Annotated in this window: 24 protein-coding genes and 1 tRNA gene; 12 read left to right on the top strand and 13 right to left on the bottom strand. The window is 62.5% G+C overall.

Annotated elements, in window-relative coordinates; all coding sequences use genetic code 11:
- Window positions 1–252: 252 nt before the first annotated feature.
- Window positions 253–342: transfer RNA gene (locus tag ABGM93_RS11725), tRNA-Ser, on the bottom strand.
- 454 nt (window positions 343–796) lie between these two features.
- Between ABGM93_RS11725 and ABGM93_RS11720 the strand changes: the two genes are divergently transcribed.
- Both ABGM93_RS11720 and msrA read left to right on the top strand, forming a co-directional pair.
- Window positions 797–1063: a hypothetical protein gene (locus tag ABGM93_RS11720; protein ID WP_321499624.1), complete on the top strand. Its 267-nt coding sequence runs from the start codon at window positions 797–799 to the stop codon at window positions 1061–1063.
- A 73-nt stretch (window positions 1064–1136) separates the two neighbouring features.
- Complete coding sequence (msrA, locus tag ABGM93_RS11715; protein ID WP_321499622.1) at window positions 1137–1799, top strand: peptide-methionine (S)-S-oxide reductase MsrA; 663 nt, start codon at window positions 1137–1139, stop codon at window positions 1797–1799.
- A gap of 122 nt (window positions 1800–1921) precedes the next feature.
- On the opposite strand, the gene ABGM93_RS11710 is transcribed toward msrA, so the two are convergent.
- On the bottom strand, window positions 1922–3049 hold the full coding sequence (locus ABGM93_RS11710) for a TRAP transporter substrate-binding protein (RefSeq protein WP_321499619.1): 1128 nt from the start codon (window positions 3047–3049) through the stop codon (window positions 1922–1924).
- A 377-nt stretch (window positions 3050–3426) separates the two neighbouring features.
- Here ABGM93_RS11710 and ABGM93_RS11705 point away from each other — a divergent pair, with 377 nt between their 5' ends.
- Window positions 3427–4410 carry a zinc metalloprotease HtpX gene (locus tag ABGM93_RS11705; protein ID WP_321499617.1) on the top strand — a complete coding sequence of 328 codons (984 nt, stop codon included), beginning with the start codon at window positions 3427–3429 and terminating at the stop codon, window positions 4408–4410.
- A 78-nt stretch (window positions 4411–4488) separates the two neighbouring features.
- Here the strand turns inward: ABGM93_RS11705 and pheT are convergent, their stop codons facing one another.
- The 3 genes from pheT to ABGM93_RS11690 all read right to left on the bottom strand — a co-directional run bounded on the left by pheT (window position 4489) and on the right by ABGM93_RS11690 (window position 9530).
- The gene (gene pheT / locus ABGM93_RS11700) at window positions 4489–6906 is read right to left on the bottom strand and encodes a phenylalanine--tRNA ligase subunit beta (RefSeq protein WP_321499615.1); all 2418 of its coding nucleotides are present in this window, start codon (window positions 6904–6906) and stop codon (window positions 4489–4491) included.
- Window positions 6907–6955: 49 nt separating this feature from the next.
- A complete protein-coding gene (gene pheS, locus ABGM93_RS11695; RefSeq protein WP_321335663.1) occupies window positions 6956–8038 on the bottom strand; it encodes a phenylalanine--tRNA ligase subunit alpha in 1083 nt (360 codons plus the stop codon).
- Window positions 8039–8468: 430 nt separating this feature from the next.
- Window positions 8469–9530: an aromatic ring-hydroxylating dioxygenase subunit alpha gene (locus ABGM93_RS11690; protein ID WP_321499613.1), complete on the bottom strand. Its 1062-nt coding sequence runs from the start codon at window positions 9528–9530 to the stop codon at window positions 8469–8471.
- A 243-nt stretch (window positions 9531–9773) separates the two neighbouring features.
- Here ABGM93_RS11690 and ABGM93_RS11685 point away from each other — a divergent pair, with 243 nt between their 5' ends.
- Window positions 9774–10400: a glutathione S-transferase family protein gene (locus ABGM93_RS11685; protein ID WP_321505858.1), complete on the top strand. Its 627-nt coding sequence runs from the start codon at window positions 9774–9776 to the stop codon at window positions 10398–10400.
- Here the strand turns inward: ABGM93_RS11685 and ABGM93_RS11680 are convergent.
- The 5 genes from ABGM93_RS11680 to ABGM93_RS11660 all read right to left on the bottom strand — a co-directional run bounded on the left by ABGM93_RS11680 (window position 10397) and on the right by ABGM93_RS11660 (window position 14694).
- Window positions 10397–11386 (bottom strand): LLM class flavin-dependent oxidoreductase, encoded by a 990-nt coding sequence (locus ABGM93_RS11680; RefSeq protein WP_321499611.1) that lies wholly within the window; start codon window positions 11384–11386, stop codon window positions 10397–10399. The two genes, ABGM93_RS11685 and ABGM93_RS11680, sit on opposite strands and share 4 nt — an antisense overlap.
- A gap of 179 nt (window positions 11387–11565) precedes the next feature.
- A complete protein-coding gene (rplT, locus tag ABGM93_RS11675; RefSeq protein WP_319772642.1) occupies window positions 11566–11922 on the bottom strand; it encodes a 50S ribosomal protein L20 in 357 nt (118 codons plus the stop codon).
- Window positions 11923–11958: 36 nt separating this feature from the next.
- Window positions 11959–12156 carry a 50S ribosomal protein L35 gene (gene rpmI, locus ABGM93_RS11670; protein WP_319772643.1) on the bottom strand — a complete coding sequence of 66 codons (198 nt, stop codon included), beginning with the start codon at window positions 12154–12156 and terminating at the stop codon, window positions 11959–11961.
- A 564-nt stretch (window positions 12157–12720) separates the two neighbouring features.
- Window positions 12721–13257: a translation initiation factor IF-3 gene (gene infC, locus ABGM93_RS11665; protein ID WP_319772989.1), complete on the bottom strand. Its 537-nt coding sequence runs from the start codon at window positions 13255–13257 to the stop codon at window positions 12721–12723.
- Window positions 13258–13551: 294 nt separating this feature from the next.
- A complete protein-coding gene (locus ABGM93_RS11660; RefSeq protein ID WP_321499608.1) occupies window positions 13552–14694 on the bottom strand; it encodes a glycosyltransferase family 4 protein in 1143 nt (380 codons plus the stop codon).
- 70 nt (window positions 14695–14764) lie between these two features.
- Between ABGM93_RS11660 and ABGM93_RS11655 the strand changes: the two genes are divergently transcribed.
- The 7 genes from ABGM93_RS11655 to ABGM93_RS11625 all read left to right on the top strand — a co-directional run bounded on the left by ABGM93_RS11655 (window position 14765) and on the right by ABGM93_RS11625 (window position 21982).
- Entirely contained in the window at window positions 14765–15550 is a 786-nt protein-coding gene (locus tag ABGM93_RS11655) for an alpha/beta hydrolase (RefSeq protein WP_321335290.1), read from the top strand.
- Between the two features lie 92 nt (window positions 15551–15642).
- A complete protein-coding gene (gene mepA, locus ABGM93_RS11650) occupies window positions 15643–16701 on the top strand; it encodes a penicillin-insensitive murein endopeptidase (RefSeq protein ID WP_321499605.1) in 1059 nt (352 codons plus the stop codon).
- Window positions 16702–16741: 40 nt separating this feature from the next.
- Window positions 16742–17266 (top strand): AAA family ATPase, encoded by a 525-nt coding sequence (locus tag ABGM93_RS11645; protein ID WP_321499603.1) that lies wholly within the window; start codon window positions 16742–16744, stop codon window positions 17264–17266.
- A gap of 318 nt (window positions 17267–17584) precedes the next feature.
- On the top strand, window positions 17585–19390 hold the full coding sequence (gene lepA / locus ABGM93_RS11640) for a translation elongation factor 4 (protein ID WP_321499601.1): 1806 nt from the start codon (window positions 17585–17587) through the stop codon (window positions 19388–19390).
- Between the two features lie 121 nt (window positions 19391–19511).
- Complete coding sequence (locus ABGM93_RS11635) at window positions 19512–20099, top strand: PhnA domain-containing protein (protein ID WP_321499599.1); 588 nt, start codon at window positions 19512–19514, stop codon at window positions 20097–20099.
- Between the two features lie 141 nt (window positions 20100–20240).
- On the top strand, window positions 20241–20879 hold the full coding sequence (locus tag ABGM93_RS11630) for a peroxiredoxin (protein WP_321499597.1): 639 nt from the start codon (window positions 20241–20243) through the stop codon (window positions 20877–20879).
- A gap of 224 nt (window positions 20880–21103) precedes the next feature.
- Window positions 21104–21982 (top strand): MBL fold metallo-hydrolase, encoded by an 879-nt coding sequence (locus tag ABGM93_RS11625; RefSeq protein WP_321499594.1) that lies wholly within the window; start codon window positions 21104–21106, stop codon window positions 21980–21982.
- Between the two features lie 16 nt (window positions 21983–21998).
- Here the strand turns inward: ABGM93_RS11625 and ABGM93_RS11620 are convergent, their stop codons facing one another.
- The 3 genes from ABGM93_RS11620 to ABGM93_RS11610 are packed head-to-tail and all read right to left on the bottom strand — an operon-like array spanning window position 21999 to window position 24649.
- On the bottom strand, window positions 21999–22862 hold the full coding sequence (locus ABGM93_RS11620) for an SDR family NAD(P)-dependent oxidoreductase (RefSeq protein WP_321499592.1): 864 nt from the start codon (window positions 22860–22862) through the stop codon (window positions 21999–22001).
- Between the two features lie 3 nt (window positions 22863–22865).
- Window positions 22866–23711, bottom strand: a complete 846-nt coding sequence (locus ABGM93_RS11615) for an RNA methyltransferase (protein WP_321499590.1) — start codon at window positions 23709–23711, stop codon at window positions 22866–22868.
- Complete coding sequence (locus ABGM93_RS11610; protein ID WP_321505856.1) at window positions 23708–24649, bottom strand: class I SAM-dependent methyltransferase; 942 nt, start codon at window positions 24647–24649, stop codon at window positions 23708–23710. Before ABGM93_RS11610 ends, ABGM93_RS11615 begins: the two co-directional genes overlap by 4 nt.
- A 487-nt stretch (window positions 24650–25136) precedes the next feature.
- Here ABGM93_RS11610 and ABGM93_RS11605 point away from each other — a divergent pair, with 487 nt between their 5' ends.
- Window positions 25137–25802: a carbon monoxide dehydrogenase subunit G gene (locus ABGM93_RS11605; protein WP_321499588.1), complete on the top strand. Its 666-nt coding sequence runs from the start codon at window positions 25137–25139 to the stop codon at window positions 25800–25802.
- Window positions 25803–25845 lie beyond the last annotated feature (43 nt).

Genomic DNA, 25845 nt, shown 5'->3' with positions numbered 1-25845 from the left:
TGTAATTGGAAAAATCAAAATGTCGGTTGGCTTTTTCGGGGAAAATGGTCAACGGCAAAGTTGGCGTTCGAACCGCGCGTGCAGAGAGGTGGGGGGAGCGGAGTGCCATGCCCGAAAGCCTGAGGATCATGAACGATCGTCGGCGCGTCCTTTGAATACAGGTTCCCCCGTTCTTTCCCCACATGAGGGGCTGCGTGACGGCTGAACGACGTCGAGAGAGACGTCCGTACATTCAATGAAATGAAGGGGAAATGGCGGAGAGAGAGGGATTCGAACCCTCGAGACGGTTACCCGCCTACACGCGTTCCAGGCGTGCGCCTTCGACCACTCGGCCACCTCTCCGTACGCGGGAAACACAAGCTCGTTCGGAGTATCTGGAAAACTGTGTTTTCCTGAAGTTTCCGGCGACCCGTCGCGATCAGTGGAACCGATCCGGCGCGACGTGGTTTTCCTGTGCCCACGGGAGGCGCAATATAGCGATAAGGGGCTTGAGCGCAAGTGCCTGTGGAGCGGCATTTGTGCATAATTCTCTGTGAGATGTCGCGGAGGGGGACTTTGGGGCGTGACCGGTTGTCACGAAAGCGTGGGCCCATTGTCCGCAAAGCGCAGAAATCCTATCTCAAGCCGGTTGTGGCGGCCGAGAGCCGCGGGGGTAAAGGGTGGACTGAGCTTTCCTGGCGCGTTAGCTATCGTTAACGCACAGGGATCGCCAGTGGCCCCGAGATGCCAAGTGTCGGAGCAGTCGATGTTATCCTTTTTGTCGAGAGTCCTCGGGATTCTCTGCGTCGCAGTTGCGTTGGTCACGGCCGTCATCGACGGAACGAAGTCGATTGCCGCCTCGCAGCTGGTGACCACCCCCTTCGGAGCGCACTGGTATGAGTTCGCGCCTGAATCCCTGAATGCGGCCCAGGCTGCGGTGCAACGTCACGTCGCAGTCTGGCTGTGGGATCCGGTCATTCAATGGATCCTTTTGCTGCCCACATGGGGTGTTGCCGGTGCACTTGGCGCGCTTTTCGTGTGGATGGGAACGCGCCGTCGCAGACGGAAATATGGCATGGCCTGAGCGCCTGCCGGAGCACCATGCCGGACCGGGCGCAGAATTGCGGGCGGGGCATAAGAGTTTTTGGGAAGACAAGATGAACCTGTTCGACCGTTTGACCCGAAAAAGCCGGCTTCCAGCGCCGCATGAAGCTCTGTGCGGTCGCGATCGCGCCATCCCGACGGCGGAAACACATTTCGTCAATGGCAGGCGCCTTGTCGGCTCCTATCCCGCCAACAGCAAGAGCCTGCTTATCGGCATGGGCTGTTTTTGGGGCGCGGAACGCATTTTCTGGCAACTCGACGGCGTCTGGGTGACCGCTGTGGGCTATTCGGGCGGTCACACCCCCAATCCGACCTATGAAGAGGTTTGTTCGGGCGGGACCGGTCATGCGGAGGTGGTCAAGGTCGTCTACGAATGCGACCGGATCTCTCTGGAAACGATTCTGGCTTCCTTCTGGGAGAACCACAATCCGACACAGGGTATGCGTCAGGGCAACGATATCGGCACACAGTACCGCTCCGCGCTCTATCTGCCCGACGATGAGGCGCTGGCCATCGCAGAGCGTTCACGCGATGCCTATCAGGCGGCGTTGAGCGAGAACGGGCGCGGCGAGATCACGACGGAGATCCGCCCCATGCGCTCGTTCTATTTCGCAGAGGACTATCATCAGCAATACTTGGCCAAGCACCCCGACGGCTATTGCGGGATCCGCGGCACCGGTATCACCTGCCCGATGGAAAAGCCGTCCTCCGTGTGAGGGGGCGTGTTGGCGTGATGTTTGGAAATTGAAACCCCGGCGGCCCTGGTTAGGGCGCCGGGGTTTTCATTCGAGCAAGGCCGGTCAACGGCCGTCAGGCCCATCTGCGGCCCGGTTTCGGCTCAGCGCGGGAGGCCGGCATCACGCATGGAGAGCGCCGCCAGGGACGCGGAGCGGGCATATTCCGTGGCCTTCGCCCGATAGGCGACGAAGGAATCGTGGACCTCTTTCGCAAGAGGGCTGGCCGAAGCGATCTCCGTCAGCACCTTCTCCGATTCCGCCGCAAGGGCGCTCACGATCCCCGGCGAGAAGCTTCGCAACTTCACGCCTTCCTTTTCCAAAAGCGGGCGGAAGCTCTCGATATTGTGGAACGTGAAGTCAGCCAGCGCCTCCATGGAGGAGGCCATAGAAGCTCGCTTGACGATTTCCCGCAGGTCGTCGGGCAAAGCCTCCAATCGGGACTTGTTGACCATCAGTTCCAGGGCCGGGCCAAGTTCGTGGAACGCTGGCATGTAATAATAGGGCGCGACCTTGTAGAGCCCGAATGCCAGGTCGTTCCACGGTCCGACCCACTCCGCTGCGTCGATCGTGCCTGCCTGCATCGCGGCGAAGATTTCGCCCGGCGGAAGCAGCACAACATTGACCCCGAGCCGCCGCATGACCGTGCCCCCAAGGCCTGCGATGCGCATCTTCAGGCCCTTCAGATCGTCGAGCGTGTTGATCTCCTTGGCAAACCAACCGCCCGCCTGCGGCCCGGACGAACCTGCGAGGAAGGGGACGACGCCAAAGGGCTCATAGGCCTTGTCCCACAACTCCTGGCCACCGCCGAAATAGAGCCAGCCGGCATGTTCTTCCGCCGTCAGCCCGAAGGGGACGCCGGTGAAGAAATGGAAGGCCTGATCCTTGCCCTGCCAGTAATAGGGGCTGGAATGCCCGCATTCCGCGGCACCGGAGGCGACCGCGTCGAAAACCTCGAAGGGCGGGACCAGTTCGCCGGCGCCGAAAAGCTGAACCGTCAAGCGCCCGCCGGACATGCTGGTGATCATATCGGCCAGGCGTTGCGCATTGCCGCCGGGGCCGGGCGAGCCTTTCGGCCAGCTCGTCGCCATTTTCCAGATGATGGGACTCTGCGCGCGCGCCACATGTGGTGCGGCGAGCAGAGCGGCCGCCCCGCCGCCGATACCCGCCATCAGTGAGCGGCGATTCACGCGCTTGCTCTTGCCCGCATCCGTCATTGCAGTATCCTCCACGCGATCAACTCCCCATCCCGGGGATTGTCGTTTGTCTTGCGTCATTGATCATTCCCTGATCGAGCAACTCAATCTATACGCCCGTTCTGCGGTCAGACCGTCGCGGAGCGTCCTGAAGGGCGATGCGCCCAGCCGAATACCCGATTGTCCTGTTCCCGCCTTGCTTCAGGCTTTCCTCCCGCCAGAAGCTGTGACGCAGCGATCGACAATTCGCTTTCGCCGGGCCCCTGTCAACTCTTGCGGGGGCGGTTTTCCAGTCAGTTCAGCTCAAAGGGGGGGGCACGTCGCGGAGGCAGGAAGGCGCGCCGCGTCCGGCGGTTTCCGCCATTGCAATAGCGCCCCCTGCGAAATGCGCGCGCGCTTCCTATATCAGAAGCATGATGGAACCGCTCCAGCTCAGGCCCGCCCTCCGCAGACGGCGCAAGATCGCGAACATGTTGCACACCTGGTTGCTGGCCGGCGGCAGTCTGTCGCTGCTTGCCGCCTGTGCCTGGGCGTTGGCGGGGCTTTCCGGCCTCGTCTGGATCACCATTGGCGGGGCGGTCTCTCTCATCGCGGCAACCAACGTCTCGCCGCTCTGGGTCCTGAGGCTCTATCGCGCACGACGCCTGCCTGAGCGCGTTTTTCCGGAAGGCCATGATGTCGTTCGCGCGCTGTCATTGCGCGCCGGCCTGCCTTCCGCGCCTGAGCTCTATTACATTCCCTCAAGCATGCTGAACGCCTTCACGGTGGGAAGGCCGGAAAACGCGGTCGTTTGTGTCACTGACGGGCTGCTGCGCCAGCTCACCTTGCGCGAATTCGCCGGTGTCATGGCCCATGAACTGAGTCATATCGCCAATGGCGACGTGAAGGTGATGGCGCTTGCCGACGTGGTGGCGCGCATGACGAGCTCCATGTCGATCGTCGGCCTGTTCATGCTGGCCTTCAACCTGCCGGTTCTGATCGCGGATGGCGGTGGTGTGCCGTGGCTCGGCATTTTCCTGCTGCTGGCGGCGCCCACCATTGGCGGTCTGTTGCAACTGGCGCTTTCGCGCACCCGTGAATATGACGCCGATCTCGATGCGGTCGGCCTCACCGGCGATCCCCACGGCCTTGTGGCGGCTCTTACAAAGCTGGAAAGCATTCAGGGTCGGCGCTGGGAGGCGATGGCGCTTCCCGGCTCGCGTATCCCCGAACCCTCGCTCCTGCGCACCCACCCGACCACAGCAGAACGCGTCAGGCGCATTCTGGATCTGGTCCCCGGTCAGGAAGCCCGCATGCACGATCATTTCCCCGATGTTCCGGCAAGGATCGGGCGGTCGCTGGTCCCATCCGTCGGCAAACCGCGCATGCGTGTGCGCGGGCTTGGGCACTGGTACTGAGCGGCCAGAGCGAGCCAACGAAAAAGGGGCGGGCCCATCCGGCCCCGCCCCCTTTGGGAAGTCTCGGGTTGCGAAGGACTAGCCGCGCAAGCTGCCGCCGGTCGCCTTCTCAACGCCTGCAACGATCTTGGCCGCAATCGCTTCGATGTCCTCTTCGGTGAGCGTACGCTCCACCGGCTGAAGCGTGACATCGATGGCAATGGACTTCTTGCCGTCCGGCACGCCCGTGCCACGATAGACGTCGAAGACATTGACCTCGCGAATGAGAGTCTTTTCTGCTGTACGTGCGGCGCGCAGCACCTTGTCGGCTTCCACGCCCTCATCGACGATGAAGGCGAAGTCGCGGCGGACCGGGGTCAGGCCCGCCAGAGCCAGCGCGCCCTTGGAGCGGCCGCCCTTGGCCTTCGGCGTCGGGATAGCGTCGAGATGAACTTCAAAGGCCACGATCGGGCCTTCCACGTCGAGCTTCTTCAGCACCTTCGGGTGCACCTCGCCGAAGGCCGCCAGCACGTTCTTCGGGCCAAGGCGCAGTGTGCCGGAGCGGCCGGGGTGATACCACTCCGGCGCCTCCGCGAAGACCTGCAAGTTCGCCGTCGGCGCCCCCGCCGCCTCAAGAACGGCAATGGCGTCCGCCTTGGCGTCAAAGGCACTGACGGTGGGGGCAGAGCCCGCCCAGTGACGGCCCGCGCCCGTCATCACGGCCGTGCCGCGACGCACGCCGGTTGCCACCACCTTCTGGTCCTCCGGCTTGTCGCCAAGGAACACCTGTCCCACCTCAAACAGCGCAACGTCGCCGTTGCCGCGATCGGCATTGCGCTGCGTGGCGCTGAGCAGGCCCGGCACGAGGCTCGGACGCATGTCGGACATATCGGTGGAGATCGGGTTGGCCAGGGCCGTTTCGGGCTGACCTCCACCAAAGGCCATCGCGTGGTCATGGGGAATGAAGGACCAGGTCACAGCCTCGTTGAGACCGCGGGCTGCCAGCATGCGGCGAGCCTTGTTGCGGCGCAGCTGACTGGTGGTCAGAACCTGACGCCCGACGGTGTCGATACGCGGCAGCGGTGTCGTCGGCACCTTGTCGACGCCCACAATACGCATCACCTCTTCGACGAGATCCGCCTTGCCGTGAATGTCCGGACGCCAGCTCGGCACCGCGACTTTCCACTGCGTGCCGGTGCCGGAGGTCCAGAAACCGAGACGGGTAAGCACCACCTTGATTTCGGCCGCCGAAACCTCAAGCCCCGAAAGCCGCTTCACTTCCGAAATAGGGAATTCCACGATGTGATCGTGATCGGGAACCTCGCCCACAATCTCCATGTCGCTGGCCGCGCCGCCGCACAGATCGACGACAAGCCGCGTCGCTTCTTCCAGACCGGGGATCATGAAGGCCGGGTCGACACCGCGTTCGAAACGGTAGCGCGCATCGGAATTGAGCCCGAGCTTGCGGCCCGTCTGGGCAATGTTGATCGGTTCCCACAGGGCGGATTCGATCAACACGTCGGTGGTCTCTTCCGTGCAGCCCGAGACTTCGCCACCCATCACGCCAGCGATGGATTCAACACCGTTGTCGTCGGCAATGACACACATGTTCTGGTCAACGGCATATTCCTTGCCGTCGAGCGCCAGGAGGCTCTCGCCCGCGCGTCCCCGGCGCACCACCAGATCCCCCTTGACCTTGGCGGCGTCAAAGACGTGCAGCGGGCGACCCCGGTCGTAGGTCATGTAATTGGTGATATCGACCAGCGCATTGATCGGGCGAAGCCCGATGGCAATGAGGCGCTGCTGCATCCATTTCGGGCTCGGGCCGTTCTTCACACCGCGTACGAGGCGCAGGCCAAAGGCCGGGCAAAGCGGTGGCGTGTCGCCAAAGGCGAGCTTGACGGAAACAGGGCAGGGTCCGTCGCCGCGCACCGGCTCGCGGCGCGGCTCGATCAGCTTGCCGAGGCCTGCGGCCGCCAGATCGCGCGCCACACCATGAATGCCGAGGCAGTCGGATCGGTTGGGCGTGATGGCAATGTCAATGACCGGGTCGTCGAGACCCGCCCACGCGGCATAATTCGCGCCGATGGGGGCATCGTCGCCCAGATCGATGATGCCGTTATGTTCGTCGGAAAGCTCAAGCTCGCGCTCCGAGCACATCATGCCGAAGCTCTCGATGTCGCGGATCTTGCCGACCGACAGCGTGACGTCGATACCCGGAACATGGTCGCCGGGCCGCGCCAGCACGCCCACGAGACCGGCGCGCGCATTGGGGGCGCCGCACACGATCTGCAGCGGTTCGCCGGACCCGGCATCGACAGTGAGCACCTTCAGCCGATCGGCATTGGGGTGCGGCTTGGCATCAATGACGCGGGCGATGTGGAACGGGGCCAGCTTGGCGGCCGGATCAACGACCTCTTCGACCTCAAGGCCGATCATGGTCAGCGTCTCGACGATCTCGTCGAGCGTGGCGTCCGTTTCCAGATGGTCCTTGAGCCAGGAAAGGGTGAATTTCATTGGATCGCTCTTCTTGCGGAAAGTGTTACGACGACGGCCTGGCTCGTTGTCAGGAGCTCAATCCCCCGAACAGGGTCGGCAGGTCGAGCGGGCGGAAGCCGTAGTGCTTGATCCAGCGCAGGTCCGCGTCGAAGAAGGCGCGCAGGTCCGGCATGCCGTATTTCAGCATCGCGATGCGGTCGATGCCCATGCCCCAGGCGAAGCCCTGGTAGACGTCCGGGTCAAGGCCGCAATTGCGCAGCACATTGGGATGCACCATGCCGCAGCCCAGGATTTCCAGCCAGTCGTCGCCTTCGCCAATGCGGATCTCGTCGCCTGCGAACTTGCAGCCGATATCCACCTCCATGGAGGGCTCGGTGAAGGGGAAGAAGGAGGGACGGAAGCGCATCTTGATGTCGTCCACCTCGAAGAAGGCCTTGCAGAATTCCTGCAGGATCCACTTCAGGTGTCCGATATGGCTGCCCTTGTCGATGACGATCCCTTCCACCTGATGGAACATCGGGGTGTGGGTCTGGTCACTGTCGCAGCGATAGGTGCGACCGGGAATGATCACCCGGTGCGGCGGTTCGCTCCCGCGCATGGTGCGGATCTGAACCGTGGAAGTATGTGTGCGCAGCAGGAGCCGATCTCCGTCTTCCTTTTCGGGGAAGAAGAACGTGTCGTGCATTTCACGAGCGGGGTGGCCTTCCGGGAAGTTGAGCGCAGTGAAATTGTGCTCGTCCGTCTCGATATCCGGTCCTTCGGCGATGGAAAAGCCCATGTCGGCGAAGATGGCGGTCAGTTCGTCGATAACCTGCGAGACCGGATGGATCCGGCCTTCGGTGGTCGGGCCCGGGCGAACCGGCAACGTCACATCGATACGCTCGCTTGCAAGGCGCGCTTCAAGGGCGGCGTCCTCGAGCACTTCCTTGCGCTGGGCAATCGCCTCGGTGATGCGCAGCTTGAGGCCGTTCAGCGCCGGCCCCATGGTCTGGCGCTCTTCCGGGCTCATCTTGCCGAGCGTTTTCATCTTTTCGGAAACGACGCCCTTCTTGCCAAGCGCGCTCACGCGCACGGCTTCAAGGGCGGCCTCGTCGCCTGCCGCCTCGATGGCGGCGTTCAGTTCGGATTCGAGAGTTTGCAGGTCGGACATGGTCACTCGATTGCTTCGCGCCACACGAAAGGCCTCGCGCGGCTGCGGCGGAATGTCGACGTGTCTTTTAGCTTCAAACGCCGGGACAATCCATAAGGGGGCGGCGAGTATGCGCCGGAACTTCCCCGCAAGGTGTTCTGCGGGGGCGAGACAGGATCAGCGCGTGTTTCTAAATCGCCCGCAGGCAGGGCCCTGATGGGCCTTCGGCAGGTGCATGCATACGGCACCGTCCGCGCCTGTCCGCGCGCCCGTTCCCTTTGTGCCCTGTTTGATGGAGACCATCATCACCTGCTCCGTGAAAAAGTCCGGCGATCATACTCGCCGCCGGTGCAAGCGCAAGGTCCAATCGGGTCCACTTTGCCCCATGGGAGCGCGGAAAATGCCTTGTTCCGAAAGGGAATGAGCGTGCCCCGCTCATCCCACCATGCCTCTAGCTCATCCAGCGAAGCGTCTTCGCCTTGACCGGGTTCTCGAAGGTCCGCCCGGCAGCGCCCGAGGCGGTCCACTCGCGCTTGAGCTGCATCCACCAACGGCCTTGGGTATCCGCATCGTTGATGAGCATCAGCTTCGGGTTGTAGATGAGCCCCTCGCGCTGCTGGATGACGACGCGCCGGTCCTGCCCCAGAAACACGTTCATCAGGTGGCGGAAGAGCGGTTTGAGCGGTGCGATCCAGCCCATGCTTGCCCAGAAGATCTGCCGCACTTCGGTATGGTCTTCGTCGACCGGCGTGATCGTCGTCAGCCCCAGAACCTGGTGCTTGTCGCCCTCGATATGCTCGATCCGCAGGCCCGGCAGACGGTAGGAAATCTCGGTCGTCACGTTGTCGCCCAGCAGATAGCGATAGGCGATGTTCTGCGGCGGGATCTTGTGGCGCACCATCGCCCAGCCAAGCTCGGAGGGCGCGAATTGCTTCACCTTGGGCCGGAGCTTCGCGCCGTTCTTCTTGAACCACCATGAGGTGTGCACGAAGGCGGCATGGGTCGGGTCCATCAGGCCAAGGGCCGCGTGATCGACGGAGCAGTCGAAGGGCTGCATGATGGCGAGCTTGGGCGCAACATCATCGGCAAAACCGGGAAGCCGCGGCGGCTCCGGCTGGCGGCCATCCTCAGGCTTCTCGCCCTTTTCGGCAAAGTAGATCCAGATCAGCCCCTGCCGTTCCACGCAAGAATAAGCCCCGCAGGTGATCTTGCTGAGGTCTATGGTCTGGTATTCGTGGGTGGAGGGGATCTCGGTGCAGGTGCCTTCGGTGTTGAAGCGCCAGCCGTGATAGCAGCACTGCACGGTTTCGCCGTCGAAGCGGCCATGGGACAGCGGAATGCCGCGATGGGGACAGATATCGCGCAGCGCAAAGACCTTTCCGTCCGCATCGCGCCCGATCAGCACCAATTCGCCCATCAGCTTCTTGGAGATCATCTTGCCCGGTTTCACGTCCGAGCCGACGGTCGCCACGTACCAGAGGCCGCGCAGAAGTTCCGCCTTCAGATTATCCATTGTCCAGCTCGTCCGTTTTCCAGCCTGTTGACCCTGCGGGATCGCATCGTTCGGGGTTTAGCGGTTTGCAGGCGGGGCCTCAAGCGGGCTTTCGCGCCGGAAAGCCCAAGGCGTCCGATTGGCATGAGCGGCATGATGAACCACCGGCCAGAATTGGCTGGCAATAATCGGCGATTTCCGCCTTGATATATGCCTCAGGGCCGGTTGGGCGGCCACGGATTGCTTGTTTTTGTGGCGGTGATCATGATCCTCATTGGCCAGTTCGATTCTCCCTTCGTCCGCCGTGTTGCCATCGCGCTGCGGCTCTATGGTCTGGAATTCGAGCATCGGCCGTGGTCGACCTTTCGCGATGTCGACAAGATCGGTGCGATCAATCCCATGCGCCGCGTTCCCACGCTGGTGCTGGATGATGGCGAAGTGCTGATCGAGAGCTTCGCCATCCTCGATCATCTGGACGAGGTGGCGGGGCGCGCAAGGGCCCTGATCCCGGAAAGCGGGACGAAACGCCGTCAGGCTTTGAAGATTGCGGCCCTTGGCATGGGGCTGGCCGAAAAGGCCGTGGCGCTGGTCTACGAGCGTGCGCTCCATGAAACTGCATCCGAGATGTGGGTGGAGCGTTGCCGCTGCCAGATTGTGGAGGTTCTGGAGGCGCTGGAGCGCGAACGCGCGACCCGTCGCGGGCCCTGGTGGTTCGGTGACGGCATCGGCCACGCCGATATCGCGGTCGCCTGCGCCCTGCGGTTCGTGAAGGAGGCGCATGGCGATCTGTTCGATGACGACCGCTTCCCCCATCTCGCTGCCCATTCGGCCGCCTGCGAGGCGCTGCCCGACTTCATCGAGATCTCACAGGCTTTCGATCCTCCGGCCTAGCCCCCGATCCCCTTCGCCACATCTGCGAGAATTTCATAGGAGTGCAGCCGCGCCGTGTTGTCGTAGATGGAGGAGGAGACGATGATCTCGTCGACCGGGACGCTGTCCGCGAATGCCTTGAGTTGGTGTTTGAGGCTTTCCGGCCCTCCAATGAAGGAGCAGCGCATCATCTCCTGAACGTGGCGCTTTTCGCCCGGTGTCCAGTAGGTCTCGATATCGTCGATGGGGGGCTTGGTGAGCCCGCGTTCGCCGCGCAGCATGCCGGTGAAGCGCATCTGGAGCGAGGTTGCGAGCCGTGCTGCTTGCGCGTCATCGTCGGCTGCAAACACATTGGCCCCGGCGATCACGTAAGGCGCATCAAGCGCATCGGAGGGCGTGAACTCTGCCTTGTAGATCGCGACCGCCTGTTCCAGCGCCTGCGGGGCGAAATGGGAGGCGAAGGCGTAAGGCAGCCCCAGCATGGCGGCGAGCTTTGCGCCGAAGAGGCTGGAGCCCAGCATCCAGATCGGCACATTGGTGCCGGCCCCGGGCACCGCGCGCACGATCTGGTTGGGCGCCGCGGGCGCCAGCAGCGCCTGCAACTCCACAACGTCCTGCGGAAAGCTTTCCGCACTTTCATAGGACCGGCGCAGTGCGCGCAGCGTCGCCTGATCGGTTCCCGGCGCGCGGCCGAGGCCGAGATCGATCCGCCCCGGATAAAGCGTTTCCAGCGTGCCGAACTGTTCCGCGATCACCAAAGGCGAGTGGTTCGGCAGCATGATCCCGCCAGCCCCCACGCGAATGGTGGAGGTGCCGCCCGCGATATACCCGATGACGACGGAGGTCGCCGCACTCGCGATACCGATCATGTTGTGATGTTCGGCAAGCCAGAACCGCTCATAACCGAGCGCCTCTGCATGGCGGGCGAGCTCAAGCGAGTGATCAAGCGCATCGCGCGGCGTTTCGCCTTCACCGACAAAGGCGAGATCGAGGACGGAGAGTTTCATGAAAGGAGCTTCCGGTCATTGGGCAGGGTGTTGTCCTTGAGAGATAGGGACCCTTGCCGCAACGTCCAATCCCGGAGCAGAGATTTCGCTCTTCGGGGCAGCGATCTGGAAAATGGCATGAAAAAAAGGGGCGCGCCCGGCGGGCACGCCCCTTTTGAGGTCTGTCAGGCTTGAAAGCCTCAGGCGAGAGCCGCCTGCGCCTTGTCCACCAGGGCCTTGAAGGCCTCCGGCTGATGGATGGCGAGATCGGAAAGAACCTTGCGGTCAACTTCCACGCCGGCCTTGTTCAGGCCGTCGATGAAGCGGCCATAGGTCAGGCCGTGCTCGCGGGTGGCAGCGTTGATACGCTGGATCCACAGCGAGCGGAAGTTCCGCTTGCGAACCTTGCGGTCGCGATAGGCGTACTGGCCCGCCTTCTCCACGGCCTGCTTGGCAACGCGGATGGTGTTCTTGCGGCGGCCATAATAGCCCTTGGCGGCCTTGATGACTTTCTTGTGACGGGCATGGGCGGTAACGCCCCGTTTCACGCGCGACATTGGCTGATCTCCTCGTCGTCTCTTGGACCGCTACCCTTACAGGTAGGGCATGTACTTCTTGACGATCTTGGCATCCTGGTCCGCGAGAACCATGGTGCCGCGGGCATTGCGGATGAACTTCTTCGTCCGCTTGATCATGCCGTGCCGCTTGCCGGCCTGGGCGACCTTCACCCGGCCGGAGGCCGTCACTTTAAAGCGCTTTTTGGCGCCCGATTTGGTCTTCATCTTGGGCATTTTGCGTCCTTTCTTGGCGCGATCCGCCCATCCCTTGCAGGATGTTGGGATCGCTGATCGTTGGAAGCATTCGTGAGCCACCGCGGCATGCCCTATCGCGCCGGGCGGCTCGGAACCGTGGGCTTATAGGAGGAAGGGGCGCGCAATGCAAGCGGGCGGGGCCAAGATTCAGCCTCAACCCGGCGGTATTGCGCCGATAACGACCGCAAATCCCCGGAAAGGTCCACATGGCCCCGTCCAGAATCCCCTCATGCAGCGTGAAGGCGCAATAAAGTACGAAGGCTGGCACGCAAATCGCCGCGGTTGGGGCAAGGGGCCCGGCAACGGTCGGTGTGTGCGGCCGATCCTTCGAGACGCGGTCTTTCGACCGCTCCTCAGGATGACGTTCTCGGGTTGATATATCCTGCAGAACCACTCCCGTCCCCGACGTCATCCTGAGGAGCCTGCGCAAGCAGGCGTCTCGAAGGATCTGCCACACGGGCAAATGGCCCCAGAAAAGCAAAATGCCCGGCACAAGGCCGGGCATCAAAACATCGTTGCTGCAAGACGTGTGAACCCGTCGCCTTAACGCGGCGCCAGGATCATGATCATCTGGCGGCCTTCGACCTTGGGTTCGAACTCGACCTTGGCGATCTCGGCGGTCTCTTCCTTGACGCGCTGCATCAGCTTGAAGCCGAGGTCCTGGTGCGCCATTTCGCGGCCGCGGAAACGAAGGGTGATTTTCACCTTGTCGCCTTCCTCGAAGAAACGCAGCACGTTCTTCATCTTCACCTCATAATCGTGGGTGTCGATGTTCGGACGCAGCTTCACTTCCTTGAGTTCGACGGTCTTCTGCTTCTTGCGAGCCTCGGCGGCCTTCTTCTGCGCCTGATACTTGTGGCGACCGTAATCAAGAATCTTGCAGACCGGGGGATTTGCGTTCGGCTGGATCTCCACGAGGTCGAGGCCGGCCTCACCGGCGATGTCCATAGCCTCTTCAATCGGGATCGTGCCCCGGTTCTGGCCTTCGTGATCGATCAACTGGACTTCGCGAACGCGAATGTCTTCGTTAATGCGCGGCCCCTCCTTTTGGGGCGGTGGTGCGCGGAACGGACGGCGAATGGTCGCTAACTCCTATGTAATTGTCGAAACGGGTTCGATTCAGTCACGCAAGCCGCGCCTGGGATGCGTCGGTCGGTCAAGGGACCGAGGGACCCGCCTTAAACGAATAACCCCACCCGTAATGCACAGACGGTCGTGCGGACGAGCAGGGCACCGAGATCAGCGCGGTTGCGTTGCGTTCGTTAGAATTCCGCGAAAGCACGAAAAAGTCAACCAATCCCTCCAAATCAGGTGGTGATCGTGTCTTCTCCGCACGCGAGTCCAGATAGGTTTGCCGACCCCAATTTCAATGGTTTAGCCGATCAACCGATCATAGACCTCAAGCGTCGCCCCGCACATGGCTTCCAGCGAGAAATGTGCGGCATTGGCTTTCGCGCGCCTTGCGAGCGCCAAGTGTGCTTCCGCATCCAGAGATAGAGCCTCTCCAAGTGTCAGGGTCAGCGCCGCGGGGTCATTGGCGGGAATGCGCCATCCGCTGCGCTGGGATGCTTCCACCTGCGGCGGAGCCTGCACCGTTTCGCCCACCGCGCCGAGATCGGAGACGATGACCGGCCGTCCCGCCGCCTGTGCCTCCACCGCCGCGCGTCCGAAGGCTTCCGGCTCCACTGAAGACACGGCGACCACATCCGCTGCATTCATTGCCGCAGGCACATCCGCACAGTGGCCGACGAGGCGGACCTGTTCCCCAAGTCCGTGCCCGGCAATGCGGGCCTCAAGCTCGGCGACGTAGTCGTTGCGTCCCTGCGCATCTCCGGCGAGAATCAGCACACAGTCCTCACGTAGCGCCAGAGCGAGCCCCGCAAAGGCATCGATCGTGACCTTCTGGCCTTTCCAGGCAGTCAATCGTGCCAATTGCAGGACGATCCGCTTGCCGCTTTCGACACCCCAGCTTTCCCGCAAAGCGTTGATCCGGGCCTCCGGCACGTCGGAGATGGCCGCGATGTCGGTGCCGCGATGGATGACGGTCATCTCGCCCGCAACGGGGTGACGGGTGCGGATGAGACCGGCGGTGTAATGGGAATTGGCAATCACCGCATCGCCGCGCGCCATGACGGAATTGTAGAAGGCTTTCAGCGCATTCTTCTGGCCATAGGCGCCGTGATAGGTGGTGACGAAGGGCGTGCGTGTCTTGCGGGCGGCGTAAAGGGCCGACCATGCAGGCGCTCGGCTGCGCGCATGGATGATGGATACCTTCTCGCGGCGGATGATCTCGGCAAGCCGCCCCGCATTGGCCCCCATGATGAACGGGTTCTTTGTGGCAAGGGGCATGGCGATATGTTCGCCGCCGGCCGCTTCCAGTTCATCGACCAGCCGTCCGCCCGCGCTTGCCACCAGCGCCCGCCAGCCACGCGCCTTGCAGGCTTGCGCGATATCGACGGCGGTGCGCTCCACACCTCCGGTTTCCAACTCGGGCACGACCTGCAGGATCGTCGTCACGGGCTTTAAATCTCCTGTCGCCTGTGTCATCACCGAATCCAGTTCGGCACTTGAAGCAGGAACCTATCAGATGAGCGAGCGCGATCCGCAATTCCTTTCCGTGGGCACCGGCGACGAGGCGCGACAGATCGCCTACCGCCATGAACCCGGCACCGAGACGGCGGAACGTCCCGGCGTCATCTGGCTCTCCGGGTTTCGCTCCGACATGCTGGGCTCCAAGGCGCTGGAAGTGGCGCGCGTGGCGCGAGAAGCGGGGAACGCCGTGACGCGCTTCGATTATTCCGGCCACGGCGAATCGGGCGGGAAATTCATCGACGGCACCATTTCGCGCTGGCTTGAGGAAACGCTCGCCGTATTCGACAAGTGCTGCACCGGCCCGACGGTGATCGTCGGCTCCTCCATGGGCGGCTGGATGGCGCTGCTGCTGGCGCTGGCGCGCAAGAGCAGCGGCAAGGTCGCGGGGCTCGTGCTGATCGCGCCCGCACCTGATTTCACCGAGGATCTTTTGTGGAACGCGTTCCCGGAGGAAGCGCGCCGCGCCATCGAGACCAAGGGGGTCTACGAACATCCCTCGGACTATTCCGATGAGCCGGATGTCTATACCCGCGCGCTGATCGAGGACGGTCGCAAGAATCTGCTGCTTGGCGCCTCCATCGATCCGGGCTGCCCGGTCCGCATCCTCCAGGGCATGGAAGATCAGGACGTGCCCTGGGAACATGCCATGAAGCTCGTTTCGCGCCTGCCTGTCAGCGATGTCACCATCACGCTTGTTCGTGACGGCGATCATCGCCTGTCGCGCATGGAAGACATCATGAACCGCATCCTCCCCGCGATTGCGGAGTTCGGCGTCGGTTGACGGTCATAATGTCCTCATTTTGGTGGGGCTTGTATCGAACTTGCCAGACTTGCAAATGACCATGCCGCCAAAGCGGCGAAGCGGAGAGGACTATGGGAATGGGGAAAGGGCGCGCGCATCTTTCGAGCCTGATGCGGTCGGGGGCCTTCGCGCTGAGTGCGATGGTTATCGCGTTATCCCCGGCGCTTGCCCGAGATCAGCTTCCTCAGCCAAAGCCCTCCGTAGGTGCCGTCTCTTCCCAAAACGCGCCCGCGATGCCGCAAGCCAAGGCAACGCATGCAGACAACGCGCGGCGCGCAACCGGTATCCCGTCGCAGGTCAACATGAATGCGCCTGCGCGCGACTATTTCGGCAAGGTCTCCGTTCCCGCCCACATGAAGCCAGAGGCGCTGGGCTCCTATGCCAAGGGCTGTCAGGCGGGCGCGGTGGCGCTTCCCGCCAATGGCGAGGGGTTCCAGGTCATGCGCCTGTCGCGCAACCGCTTCTGGGGCCAGCCGGAACTGATCGACTACCTTGAGGATCTTGCCCGCGATGTGCCGAAACTCGGCTGGCGCGGGCTGATGGTTGGCGACATGGCCCAACCGCGCGGCGGGCCGATGTCGTCGGGCCATGCCAGCCACCAGATCGGGCTCGATGCCGATATCTGGCTGAAAGAGATGCCCGCACACACCATGACCGCATCGGAGCGCGAAAACGTCTCCGCCGTCTCCATGCTGCGCGGTGCGATCAACACCAAGGGGGCAGACCGTACGGTCGATCCGAAGAAATTCACCGATGCCCATGCCCGGTTGATCCGCCGTGCGGCGAACGATCCGCGCGTGGCGCGCATTTTCGTCTCTCCCGGCATCAAGAAGGCCTTGTGCGACTTCGAGACCGGCAACCGTGCCTGGCTGCGCGTGGTCCGGCCCTGGTGGGGGCACCATTATCATTTCCATGTCCGGCTCAAGTGTCCGGCAGGCGAGGGATCTTGCAAGAGCCAGGCGGCCCCGCCTCCTGGTGACGGCTGCGGCAAGGAACTGGCCTGGTGGATGTCGGACGAACCCTGGGTGCCCAAGCCGCCCAAGCCCGGTGAAAAACCGGCCAAGCCGAAACCGCCCCTGACCATGGCCGGACTGCCCGACGCTTGCGTCGCCGTTCTGAAGGCGCGTTGAGCCGCGACTGCGGCGGGCCATATGGGATGCGGGGAAAAACATGCGGCGCGCGATGATTATCGGTCAGCCGGGATCGGGCAAATCCACGCTTGCACGGGCGCTCGGGCAGATCACGGATCTTCCGGTCATTCATATTGACCAGATCCTTTGGCAGACGGGGTGGATCCAGCGTTCCCGGCCTGAAATCGATGCGCTTTGTCTGGAAGCTCATGCCCGTCCGTGTTGGATTTTCGAAGGTGGGCACTCATCCACATGGGCGCAGCGCCTGGAACGGTGCGATACGTTGATCTGGCTCGATGTTCCTCTGGCGCGGCGTCTGTATCGCGTGCTTCTGCGTACTCTCCGGCACCACGGACGTACCCGGCCCGATCTGACGCCAGGGTGCCACGAGCACTTCGATACGGAGTTTCTGGTCTGGATGTGGAACACCCGCAACTCCGCACGGGAGAAGATGCGCCGCTTGTATGAAACGGCACCGGCAGACAAGGCGCTCTATCGGTTCACCCGCTTTGCGGAGGTGGATCGCTTCCTGGACGATGTTCGCAACCGGGTCGCGACCTCTTGAAGAGAGCTCCCGGTTGCTTATCTTGAGACATGTCGTCAACAACCGAAAGGAGGTGAGCCCATGTCGAGTGAGACCCTGAATGTGGCCCTGATGTCTGGGCGGAAGGTGTCGATGCTGGAGCAGCCTCTGGCGAAGAGAGTTTCCGTCGGGATCTGATCCGGACCCAAGGTCATATCGATCTCACGGAGGGCCGCCATGTGCGGCCCTCTTTGTTTTTGACGTGCTGGCATGCGCCATCCTCGTCGTTTTTGTGTCCGCAGCATCGCAGTACGTCAATTCCGCTTTGCGCCGCCCGCGCCCGATGCTATTTGAGCGCCCATGACGACGCAGAAACTCGACCATATTCGCAACTTCTCCATCGTTGCGCACATCGACCACGGCAAATCCACGCTGGCGGACCGGCTCATCCAGTCCACGGGCACCGTGTCTGAGCGCGAGATGAAGGAGCAGGTGCTCGACTCGATGGATATCGAGCGGGAACGCGGCATTACGATCAAGGCGCAGACCGTCCGGCTCATCTACAATGCCAAGAACGGCAAGCAGTATTTCCTGAACCTGATCGACACCCCGGGCCACGTGGACTTCGCCTACGAGGTCTCGCGCTCGCTGGCGGCCTGCGAAGGCTCGCTGCTGGTGGTTGACGCCTCGCAGGGCGTGGAAGCGCAGACGCTGGCCAATGTCTATCAGGCGCTGGACAACGATCACGAGATCGTCCCGGTCCTGAACAAGATCGATCTGCCCGCCGCCGAACCCGACCGCATCAAGCAGCAGATCGAGGATGTGATCGGTCTGGATGCCTCGGATGCGGTGATGATTTCCGCCAAGACCGGCCTCGGCATCGAGGATGTGCTGGAAGCGATCGTGGAGCGTCTGCCGGCGCCCGACGGCGACCCGGATGCGACGCTGAAAGCCATGCTGGTCGACAGCTGGTACGACGCCTATCTCGGCGTCATGGTGCTGGTGCGCATCATCGACGGCTCCCTGAAGAAGGGCCAGCGCATCCGCATGATGGGCTCCGGCGCCGTCTATGACGTCGACCGCGTCGGCGTGATGACGCCCAAGCTTCTGGTCAAGGACGAGCTTCTTCCCGGCGAGATCGGCGTTTTCACCGCGTCCATCAAGGAAGTGGCCGATACCCGCGTCGGAGATACCATCACCGATGACCGCAAGCCCTGCCAGCAGGCCTTGCCAGGGTTCAAGCCCGCCCAGCCGGTCGTTTTCTGCGGCCTCTTCCCCATTGATGCCGCCGATTTCGAGGATCTGCGCGCCGCCATGGGCAAGCTGCGCCTCAACGATGCCAGCTTCTCCTTCGAGATGGAAACGTCGGCGGCCCTCGGCTTCGGGTTCCGCTGTGGCTTCCTCGGCCTGTTGCACCTGGAAATCATCCAGGAGCGTCTTGAGCGCGAGTTCAATCTCGACCTGATCGCCACCGCCCCCTCGGTGGTCTACGAGATGAGCATGACGGACGGCTCCGAGATCGAGCTTCACAACCCCGCCGACATGCCGGACGTGGTGAAGATCGCGGAGATCCGTGAGCCGTGGATCCGCGCCACCATCATGACGCCGGACGAATATCTGGGAGGCATTCTCAAGCTCTGCCAGGAACGCCGCGGACTGCAGATCGACCTGTCCTATGTCGGTTCGCGCGCCATGGTCGTCTACGACCTGCCGCTCAACGAAGTCGTGTTCGATTTCTATGATCGGCTGAAATCGATCTCCAAGGGCTACGCCTCTTTCGACTACCAGCTCACCGAGCACCGCGCCGGCGATCTGGTGAAGATGTCGATCCTCGTCAACGAGGAGCCTGTGGATGCGCTCTCCGTGCTCGTTCACCGCTCACAGGCGGAACGCCGGGGCCGTGCCATGTGCGAAAAGCTGAAAGAGCTGATCCCGCGGCACATGTTCAAGATCCCCATTCAGGCGGCCATCGGCGCGAAGGTCATCGCGCGTGAAACGCTGTCGGCCCTGCGCAAGGATGTGACGGCGAAGTGTTACGGCGGCGACGCCACGCGAAAGCGCAAGCTCCTCGACAAGCAGAAAGAGGGCAAGAAGCGCATGCGCCAGTTCGGCAAGGTCGAGATCCCGCAGGAGGCCTTCATTCAGGCCCTGAAGATGGACGACTGAGAACCCGCGTTCTCGCAAGATCATGACGCCCCGGGCGGATCGGCTGACCGGTTCGCCCGCCTGGGCGTCGATGTGGGCGCCCTGCGTCCCCACCCCCGACCTGAGAGACCCCAGAGAGCCCATGACCCTGGAAACAGATCTACGCGCCCGCGCGGAAGACAAATGCGAGCTTTGCGGCTCCTCCGATAACCTCGTCGCGCTGGCCGTGGGGCCGGACGCCGAGGACAGCGCCGACAAGGCCATCCTCGCCTGCAACGCCTGCGCCTCACAGATCGAAGGCTCTTCGGAGATCGATCTCGCCCACTGGCATTGCCTGAATGAAAGCGCCTGGAGCCAGGTGCCGCCGGTTCAGGTCGCGGCATGGCGCATGCTCAACCGGCTTTCTTCCGAGACCTGGGCGCGCGATCTCCTCGACATGCTCTATCTCGACGAGGAAACACTTGCCTGGGCTGAAGCCGGTCTGGCCAGCGGTGCGGCGGGCGATGACGCGGACGCTGTCGTCCACAAGGACACCCACGGCGCGGTTCTGTCAGCGGGCGATACGGTCACGCTGATCAAGGACCTGAAGGTCAAGGGCGGCGGGTTCACCGCCAAGCGCGGCACGGCAGTGCGCAACATCGCGCTGGTGCCCGACAATGCGGGCCAGATCGAAGGCCGCGTCAACGATCAGCGCATCGTCATCCTGACGGAGTTCGTCAAGAAGGCCTGACGCCTCACACAGGGCCCGGTTTTCCACCCGGGCTGTTGAAAGATCGAGGCCGGTGAGTGACAATTATCAATGTCACTTACCGGCTTTTGTTATTTAGAGTTATTCCAAATATAAATTTCATCGACTCAATTGGAGGTTTCCATGTCTGCATTGCTTCTCGGCGATACCGCGCCGGATTTCGAGGTTGAGACCACGTCGGGCCCGATCCACTTTCACGAGGTGATCGATGGTCACTGGGCGATCCTGTTCTCCCATCCCGCCGATTTTACGCCTGTATGCACCACCGAGCTTGGCATGACCGCGAAGCTCAAGGATGAGTTCGACAAGCGCGACGTGAAGGTTTTTGGCGTCTCTGTCGATCCGATCGAGGATCACCATGCCTGGATCGGGGATATCAAGGAAACGCAGGGCGTCGCGCTGAATTTCCCGCTGATTGCCGACCCTGACAAGGTCGTCGCCACCGCCTATGGCATGATCCATCCCAATGCCGATAGCACCGCCACGGTGCGTTCGCTCTTCGTCATCGGGCCGGACAAGAAGATCAAGCTGAAGATCGAATACCCGGCCTCCACGGGCCGCAATTTCGATGAGGTGCTGCGCGTGGTGGACAGCCTGCAGCTCACCGCCAAGCACAAGGTTGCGACACCCGCCAACTGGAAGCATGGCGAAGATGTCATCATCGTTCCGACGGTTTCCGACGAGGACGCGAAGAAGGCCTTCCCGGAAGGCTTCAAGACCCTCAAGCCCTACCTGCGCATGGTCGCGCAGCCGCAGGGCTGATCATCGCTCCGGCTAAGGACCGGCAAAAACGGGCCTTGAGCGAAGCCCTTGAAAGATCCGAAGCCCGGCATTCGTGCCGGGCTTTTTGCATGTCGGCCCTGTCCTCACGATGATTTGTGTCTCCGGACGCTGTACGCATCTTTTTGCGTTGCAAGGGGGAGGGTAACCTTGCGAGATAACGTAAGGGCAGATTGTGCGGGCTGGGTGCAGGGAGGAGTTATGACATGGCCGCATCGCGGGCCGGATCGGGATCGGATGCGCCAGGTGCGCGGAGGGTCGGGTTCGTCGCATGCCTGACAGCCATGGCGACCTTCTGCCTGTCGGCTTTTGGTGTGCAGGCAGCCAGCTTGCATCTGGCGCAGGCCGTCGATCCGCCGCCCGCCAGTCATTGCCTCGCGGTGGCAGGCAACCGTCCGCCCTTAGCCCGTGTGACGCTCGGAGCCGCGTTGTCCTCAAGCGAAATCCGGATCAGCTTTGCCGGCCACTCCACCTTCGTGCTTGAAACCGCTGCGGGCGTCACCATCGCGACCGATTACAATGGCTACGCCGGTGGCATCATCCCCCGTGTGGTCACCATGAACCACGCCCATTCCAGTCATTTCACGGCCTTTCCCGACCCGGATATCGAGCATGTGCTGCGCGGTTGGGACACGGGGGAGGGGCCTGCGAAGCACTTCCTGCAAGTCGACGACGTGCTCATCCGAAACGTGACGACGGATATCCGCTCCGGTGTGGCCACCATGGAGCATGACGGCAATTCGATCTTCATTTTTGAAGCGGCGGGCCTGTGCATCGGCCATCTGGGTCACCTGCATCACCGCCTTACCGACGAGCAATATGCCCAGATTGGCCGGATCGACGTTCTCATGGTGCCGGTGGATGGGGCCTTCACCATGGGCCATGATGGCATGCTGGAGGTTGCCCGCCGCCTCCGCTCCTCCATCATCCTGCCCATGCATTATTTCGGGCAGTTGAGTTTCAACCGCTTCCTGAGCGAGATGGGCAAGGAGATGGATGTGGAGATCTCCCAGGAGCCGACCCGCGTGTTCTCGCTGGCCGGCCTGCCGCAAAAGCCGAAGATCCTCGTTCTGCCAGGGTTCTGACGTCTGTCTCCGGCTGTCAGCGCCAGCCTGTCTTGAACATGTGGTCGAGTGCAGCGCGATAGGTCGGATGCCGGAAGGAATAGCCAAGCGCGTCCTTCAACCGCGCATTGGAAACCCGCTTGTTCTCGGCATAAAACGACCGCGCCATGGGGGAAAGATCCGCCTTCTCGAAGTCGATGGCAGGCGGAGGTGCGACGCCCATGAGCTCAGCCGCATATTCGATGACATCCTGCGGCGCGCTGGGCTCGTCATCGGTCACGTTGTAGATGCGTGTGTCGGGGCTCAGGCTCGCCGCTTCCAGCGCGCCTGCAATGTCATCGACGTGAATGCGGTTGAAGACCTGCCCCGGCTTGATCAGCCGTCGTGCCTTGCCTTCTTCAAGGTTGAGAAGCGCATTGCGGCCGGGGCCGTAGATCCCGGAGAGCCGGAAAATGCCGACTGGAATGCCCGTCTCTTCGGCAAATTCGAGCCATCCATTCTCTGCCTCAAGGCGGCGCTTGGAACGTTCCGAGAGGGGGGCAGCTTGTGTGTATTCGTCGATCCACGCCCCGTCATGATTGCCATAGACGCCAATGGTGGAGAGATAGCCGATCCACGAAAGATTAGCCGCCTCAAGATCTCCGCCATGCTGGAGCAGTACCGGATCGCCGTCCTCGTCGGGCGCGATGGAGACGAGCAGATGTGTCGCCTCGGCAAGGGCTTCCGCAATCCCATCTCCGGGGGATGTACCGTCGAATAGAAACGGCGTGATCCCGCGTTCCAGAAGGCTTGCCGCCTTTTCCACGCTGCGGGTGGTCCCGCCGACCCAGTCGAGCCGGTCGCGCATCTTTTCCACGAAGGCCAAGGCGGAGTATCCCATTCCGAAAACGAAAAGACGCATTACTCAGAGCTCCAACACATTACGTTTGATTTCATAGAGCATGACGGCGGTGGCAACCGCCAGGTTCAGGCTGTCTGCCATCCCGGCCTGTGGAATACGCACGAGCTGGGTGCAGGCTTCCACCATCTGCTCAGGCAGTCCCGACTGCTCGGTTCCCATCAGGAGAAGCGTCGGGCCGGAATAATCGGGCTTGCGGTAGTCGACCGAGCCTTTGAGGTGTGTGCCGAAAACCTTGCCTGGCCACCCTTTCCGCCATTTCAGGAAGTCTGTTCGGTTCATGCGCACCAGCGGAACATAGAAAATGGAGCCCATTGTGGCGCGCACCGCTTCCACGGCAAACGGGTCGGTCGTATCGCCGATCAGCACCACACCCTTCGCCCCCACCGCATCGACGGTGCGCAGGATGGTGCCGAGATTTCCGGGATCGCGCACCTCGTCGAGCGCGACCCAGACCGCGCCGTCTTCCGGCGCGATGCTTGCCGGATCCGCCCATTGCTGTTCGAAGACGCCGACGACCATCTGCGGGTTGTCCCGCCGGGTGATGGAGGTGAGAACGGCGCGCGAGACATCCAGCACCAGCGCGCCACGCGCGCGCGCAGTTGCGGCGGCCTTGCTCACCATCGGCTGTTCGCGCACTTCACCGCCAAAGACCAGCGTGCGGATCGGCCAGCCCGCTTCCATGGCGTCGGTGACGAGCTTCAGCCCTTCGGCCACGAAAAGACCCGCTTCCTTGCGCCGTTTGCGTTGGGCGACAAGGGCCTTGATGTCCTTGATGACCGGATTGGAAACGCTGGTGACGGTCTTGACCTGTCCCGGCCGGGTGTTTGCGGGCCTGGTGTCCTGGCTCATGACGCGCTCCAGCGGCTGAACAGCGAAGTTGAAAGGGCGCGGGCGGCGGAGCCGGTCTCGCGGATGACGAGTTCGCCCGATTCCACCGTGCCCGGCTTGTCGTGCATCACATCCATCATCAGTTCGTGGTTGGACAGGAATGAGGCCCGGATCGCGTAGATCGACAGGATGACGAAGGCAGCCTCCTCGCTCAGCAGTGCACGCACAACGTCAAGCATGGCGGGAAGATCACGGAAGAGATCCCAAACCTCGCCTTTCGGCCCGCGGCCATATTTCGGCGGATCGAGAATGATCCCGTCATATTTGTTGCCGCGCCGTTCCTCGCGCGCGATGAACTTCATCGCGTCGTCGCAGATCCAGCGGATCGGCAGATCGTCCATGCCGGAGAGGTTCTGGTTTTCCCGCGCCCATCCGATGGCCTTTTTCGAGGCATCCACATGGGTCACTTCTGCGCCCGCATTGGCTGCCAGGAGCGAAGCGAGGCCGGTATATCCGAAGAGGTTGAGAACCTTCAGCGGCCGCCCGGCGGGGCGTTTGGCCGCCTGGATCCGTTCGCGCGTCCAGTCCCAGTGGGCGATCTGCTCGGGAAAGACGCCCACATGGCGAAACGACATGAAACGTCCATGAAAGCTCGCAGCCCCCATGGTCATCGGCCATGTCTCGGGCAATTCGCGCGCAAAGCGCCAGCGCCCGGGACCTTCTTCCTCCACATCGCCGGTAAAGGCTGCGTCCGCCCCCTCCCAGCGACTGGCATCGAGACGGCGCGCGCCCATGGCCTGCGCCTCCGGACGGCGAATGACATAAGTCCCGTACCGCTCCAGCTTTTCGCCGTCGCCCATATCGAGCAGCTCGTAGTCGGACCAGCCCTTCGTCTCCAGCATCACCGGCCAGCGACCGGTCACCTTTTGCGGCCCCTTGGGGGCAAGGCGGGGTGGCAGGGGAGAGGATGCGGATGCGGCGGGCTTGTCGCTGAAGGCGGGGCGCGCATCGTCATCGCGCCGCGGTGTGGGCGCGTTGCGCGGGCGCTCGGCGGCCTTCTTGGAAGACGCGGCGGGCTTCTTGCGGGCAGCGCCTGCCTTGCCGAAAGGGGCGGCTGCCTCAGGACGGGCGCGGGGTTTGCGGGGCGGCTTTCGGGCCAAGTCGGTCCTCGTGGGGGCTTGCCTTTGAAAGGCTTTGAACTGTGCTGGGTGGATTAGGGCCGGGCAGGCGTCCGGTCAATCGTCACCACGCGGAACTTTTTTGTTTTCGGCTGCTTGTCATCGCGCACGCAAGCCGACAAGTTAACAGTGTGAGCACGCGGCGCCCTATCGTTGGTCGGGATCATAGCATTTCTTCATGCCACCTTTGCATGATTGATGTTTCGCTCCAGGGAGCGAATTCTAGAGGGCCGTGCCATACGTTTGTTCTGGAGGAGTAGGTCCGAAGATGGACATGAAGGGCGAATACCGCATCCCTGCACCGCGTGAGACGGTTTGGGAAGCGCTCAATGATCCGGAAATCCTGAAAGCCTGCATTCCTGGCTGTGAAAGCCTGGAAAAGACGTCCGACAACGAGATGGCGGCGGAAGTGACGGCCAAGGTCGGGCCGGTGAAGGCGAAGTTCAAGGGGGCGGTGACCTTCGAGAATATCAATGCGCCTGAAGGCTACACCATTGTCGGCGAGGGCAAGGGCGGCGTTGCCGGCTTCGCCAAGGGCGGTGCGGATGTTCATCTGGCGGAGGATGGCGATGGAACCGTACTCACCTATGAGGCAAACGCGCAGGTTGGCGGAAAGCTTGCCCAGCTCGGCTCGCGGCTGATCGATTCCACCGCCCGCAAGATGGCGGATGAATTCTTCGGCAAGTTCAGCGAAATGGTCGGCGGCGCTGCCTCAGGCCAGGCGGTGATGGCCGATGAAAGCGTTACCGCAGAGGGCGAGAATTCCATCGCTGGGGCCCCGGCTTCGGTTGAAAACGCCATGGAAGACGTGGTGCGCGATGCCGAGGAACGGCTGGAAGTGGAAGCCGCCAAGGGCACGTTGGGAGGTCCCATGGTTTGGGGCCTGTTCGGACTTGGCGTGATTATTCTGATCATTCTGATTGCCAATATGTAGCCAGATGCAGGCAGGGCGCGGATCCTGTGGGAGGAATATGCCG

The organism is Breoghania sp., from assembly GCF_963674635.1.
Lineage (GTDB): Bacteria > Pseudomonadota > Alphaproteobacteria > Rhizobiales > Stappiaceae > Breoghania.
Note: the sequence above shows the minus strand (reverse complement) of the source record. Positions and strands in the feature narration are given on the sequence as shown.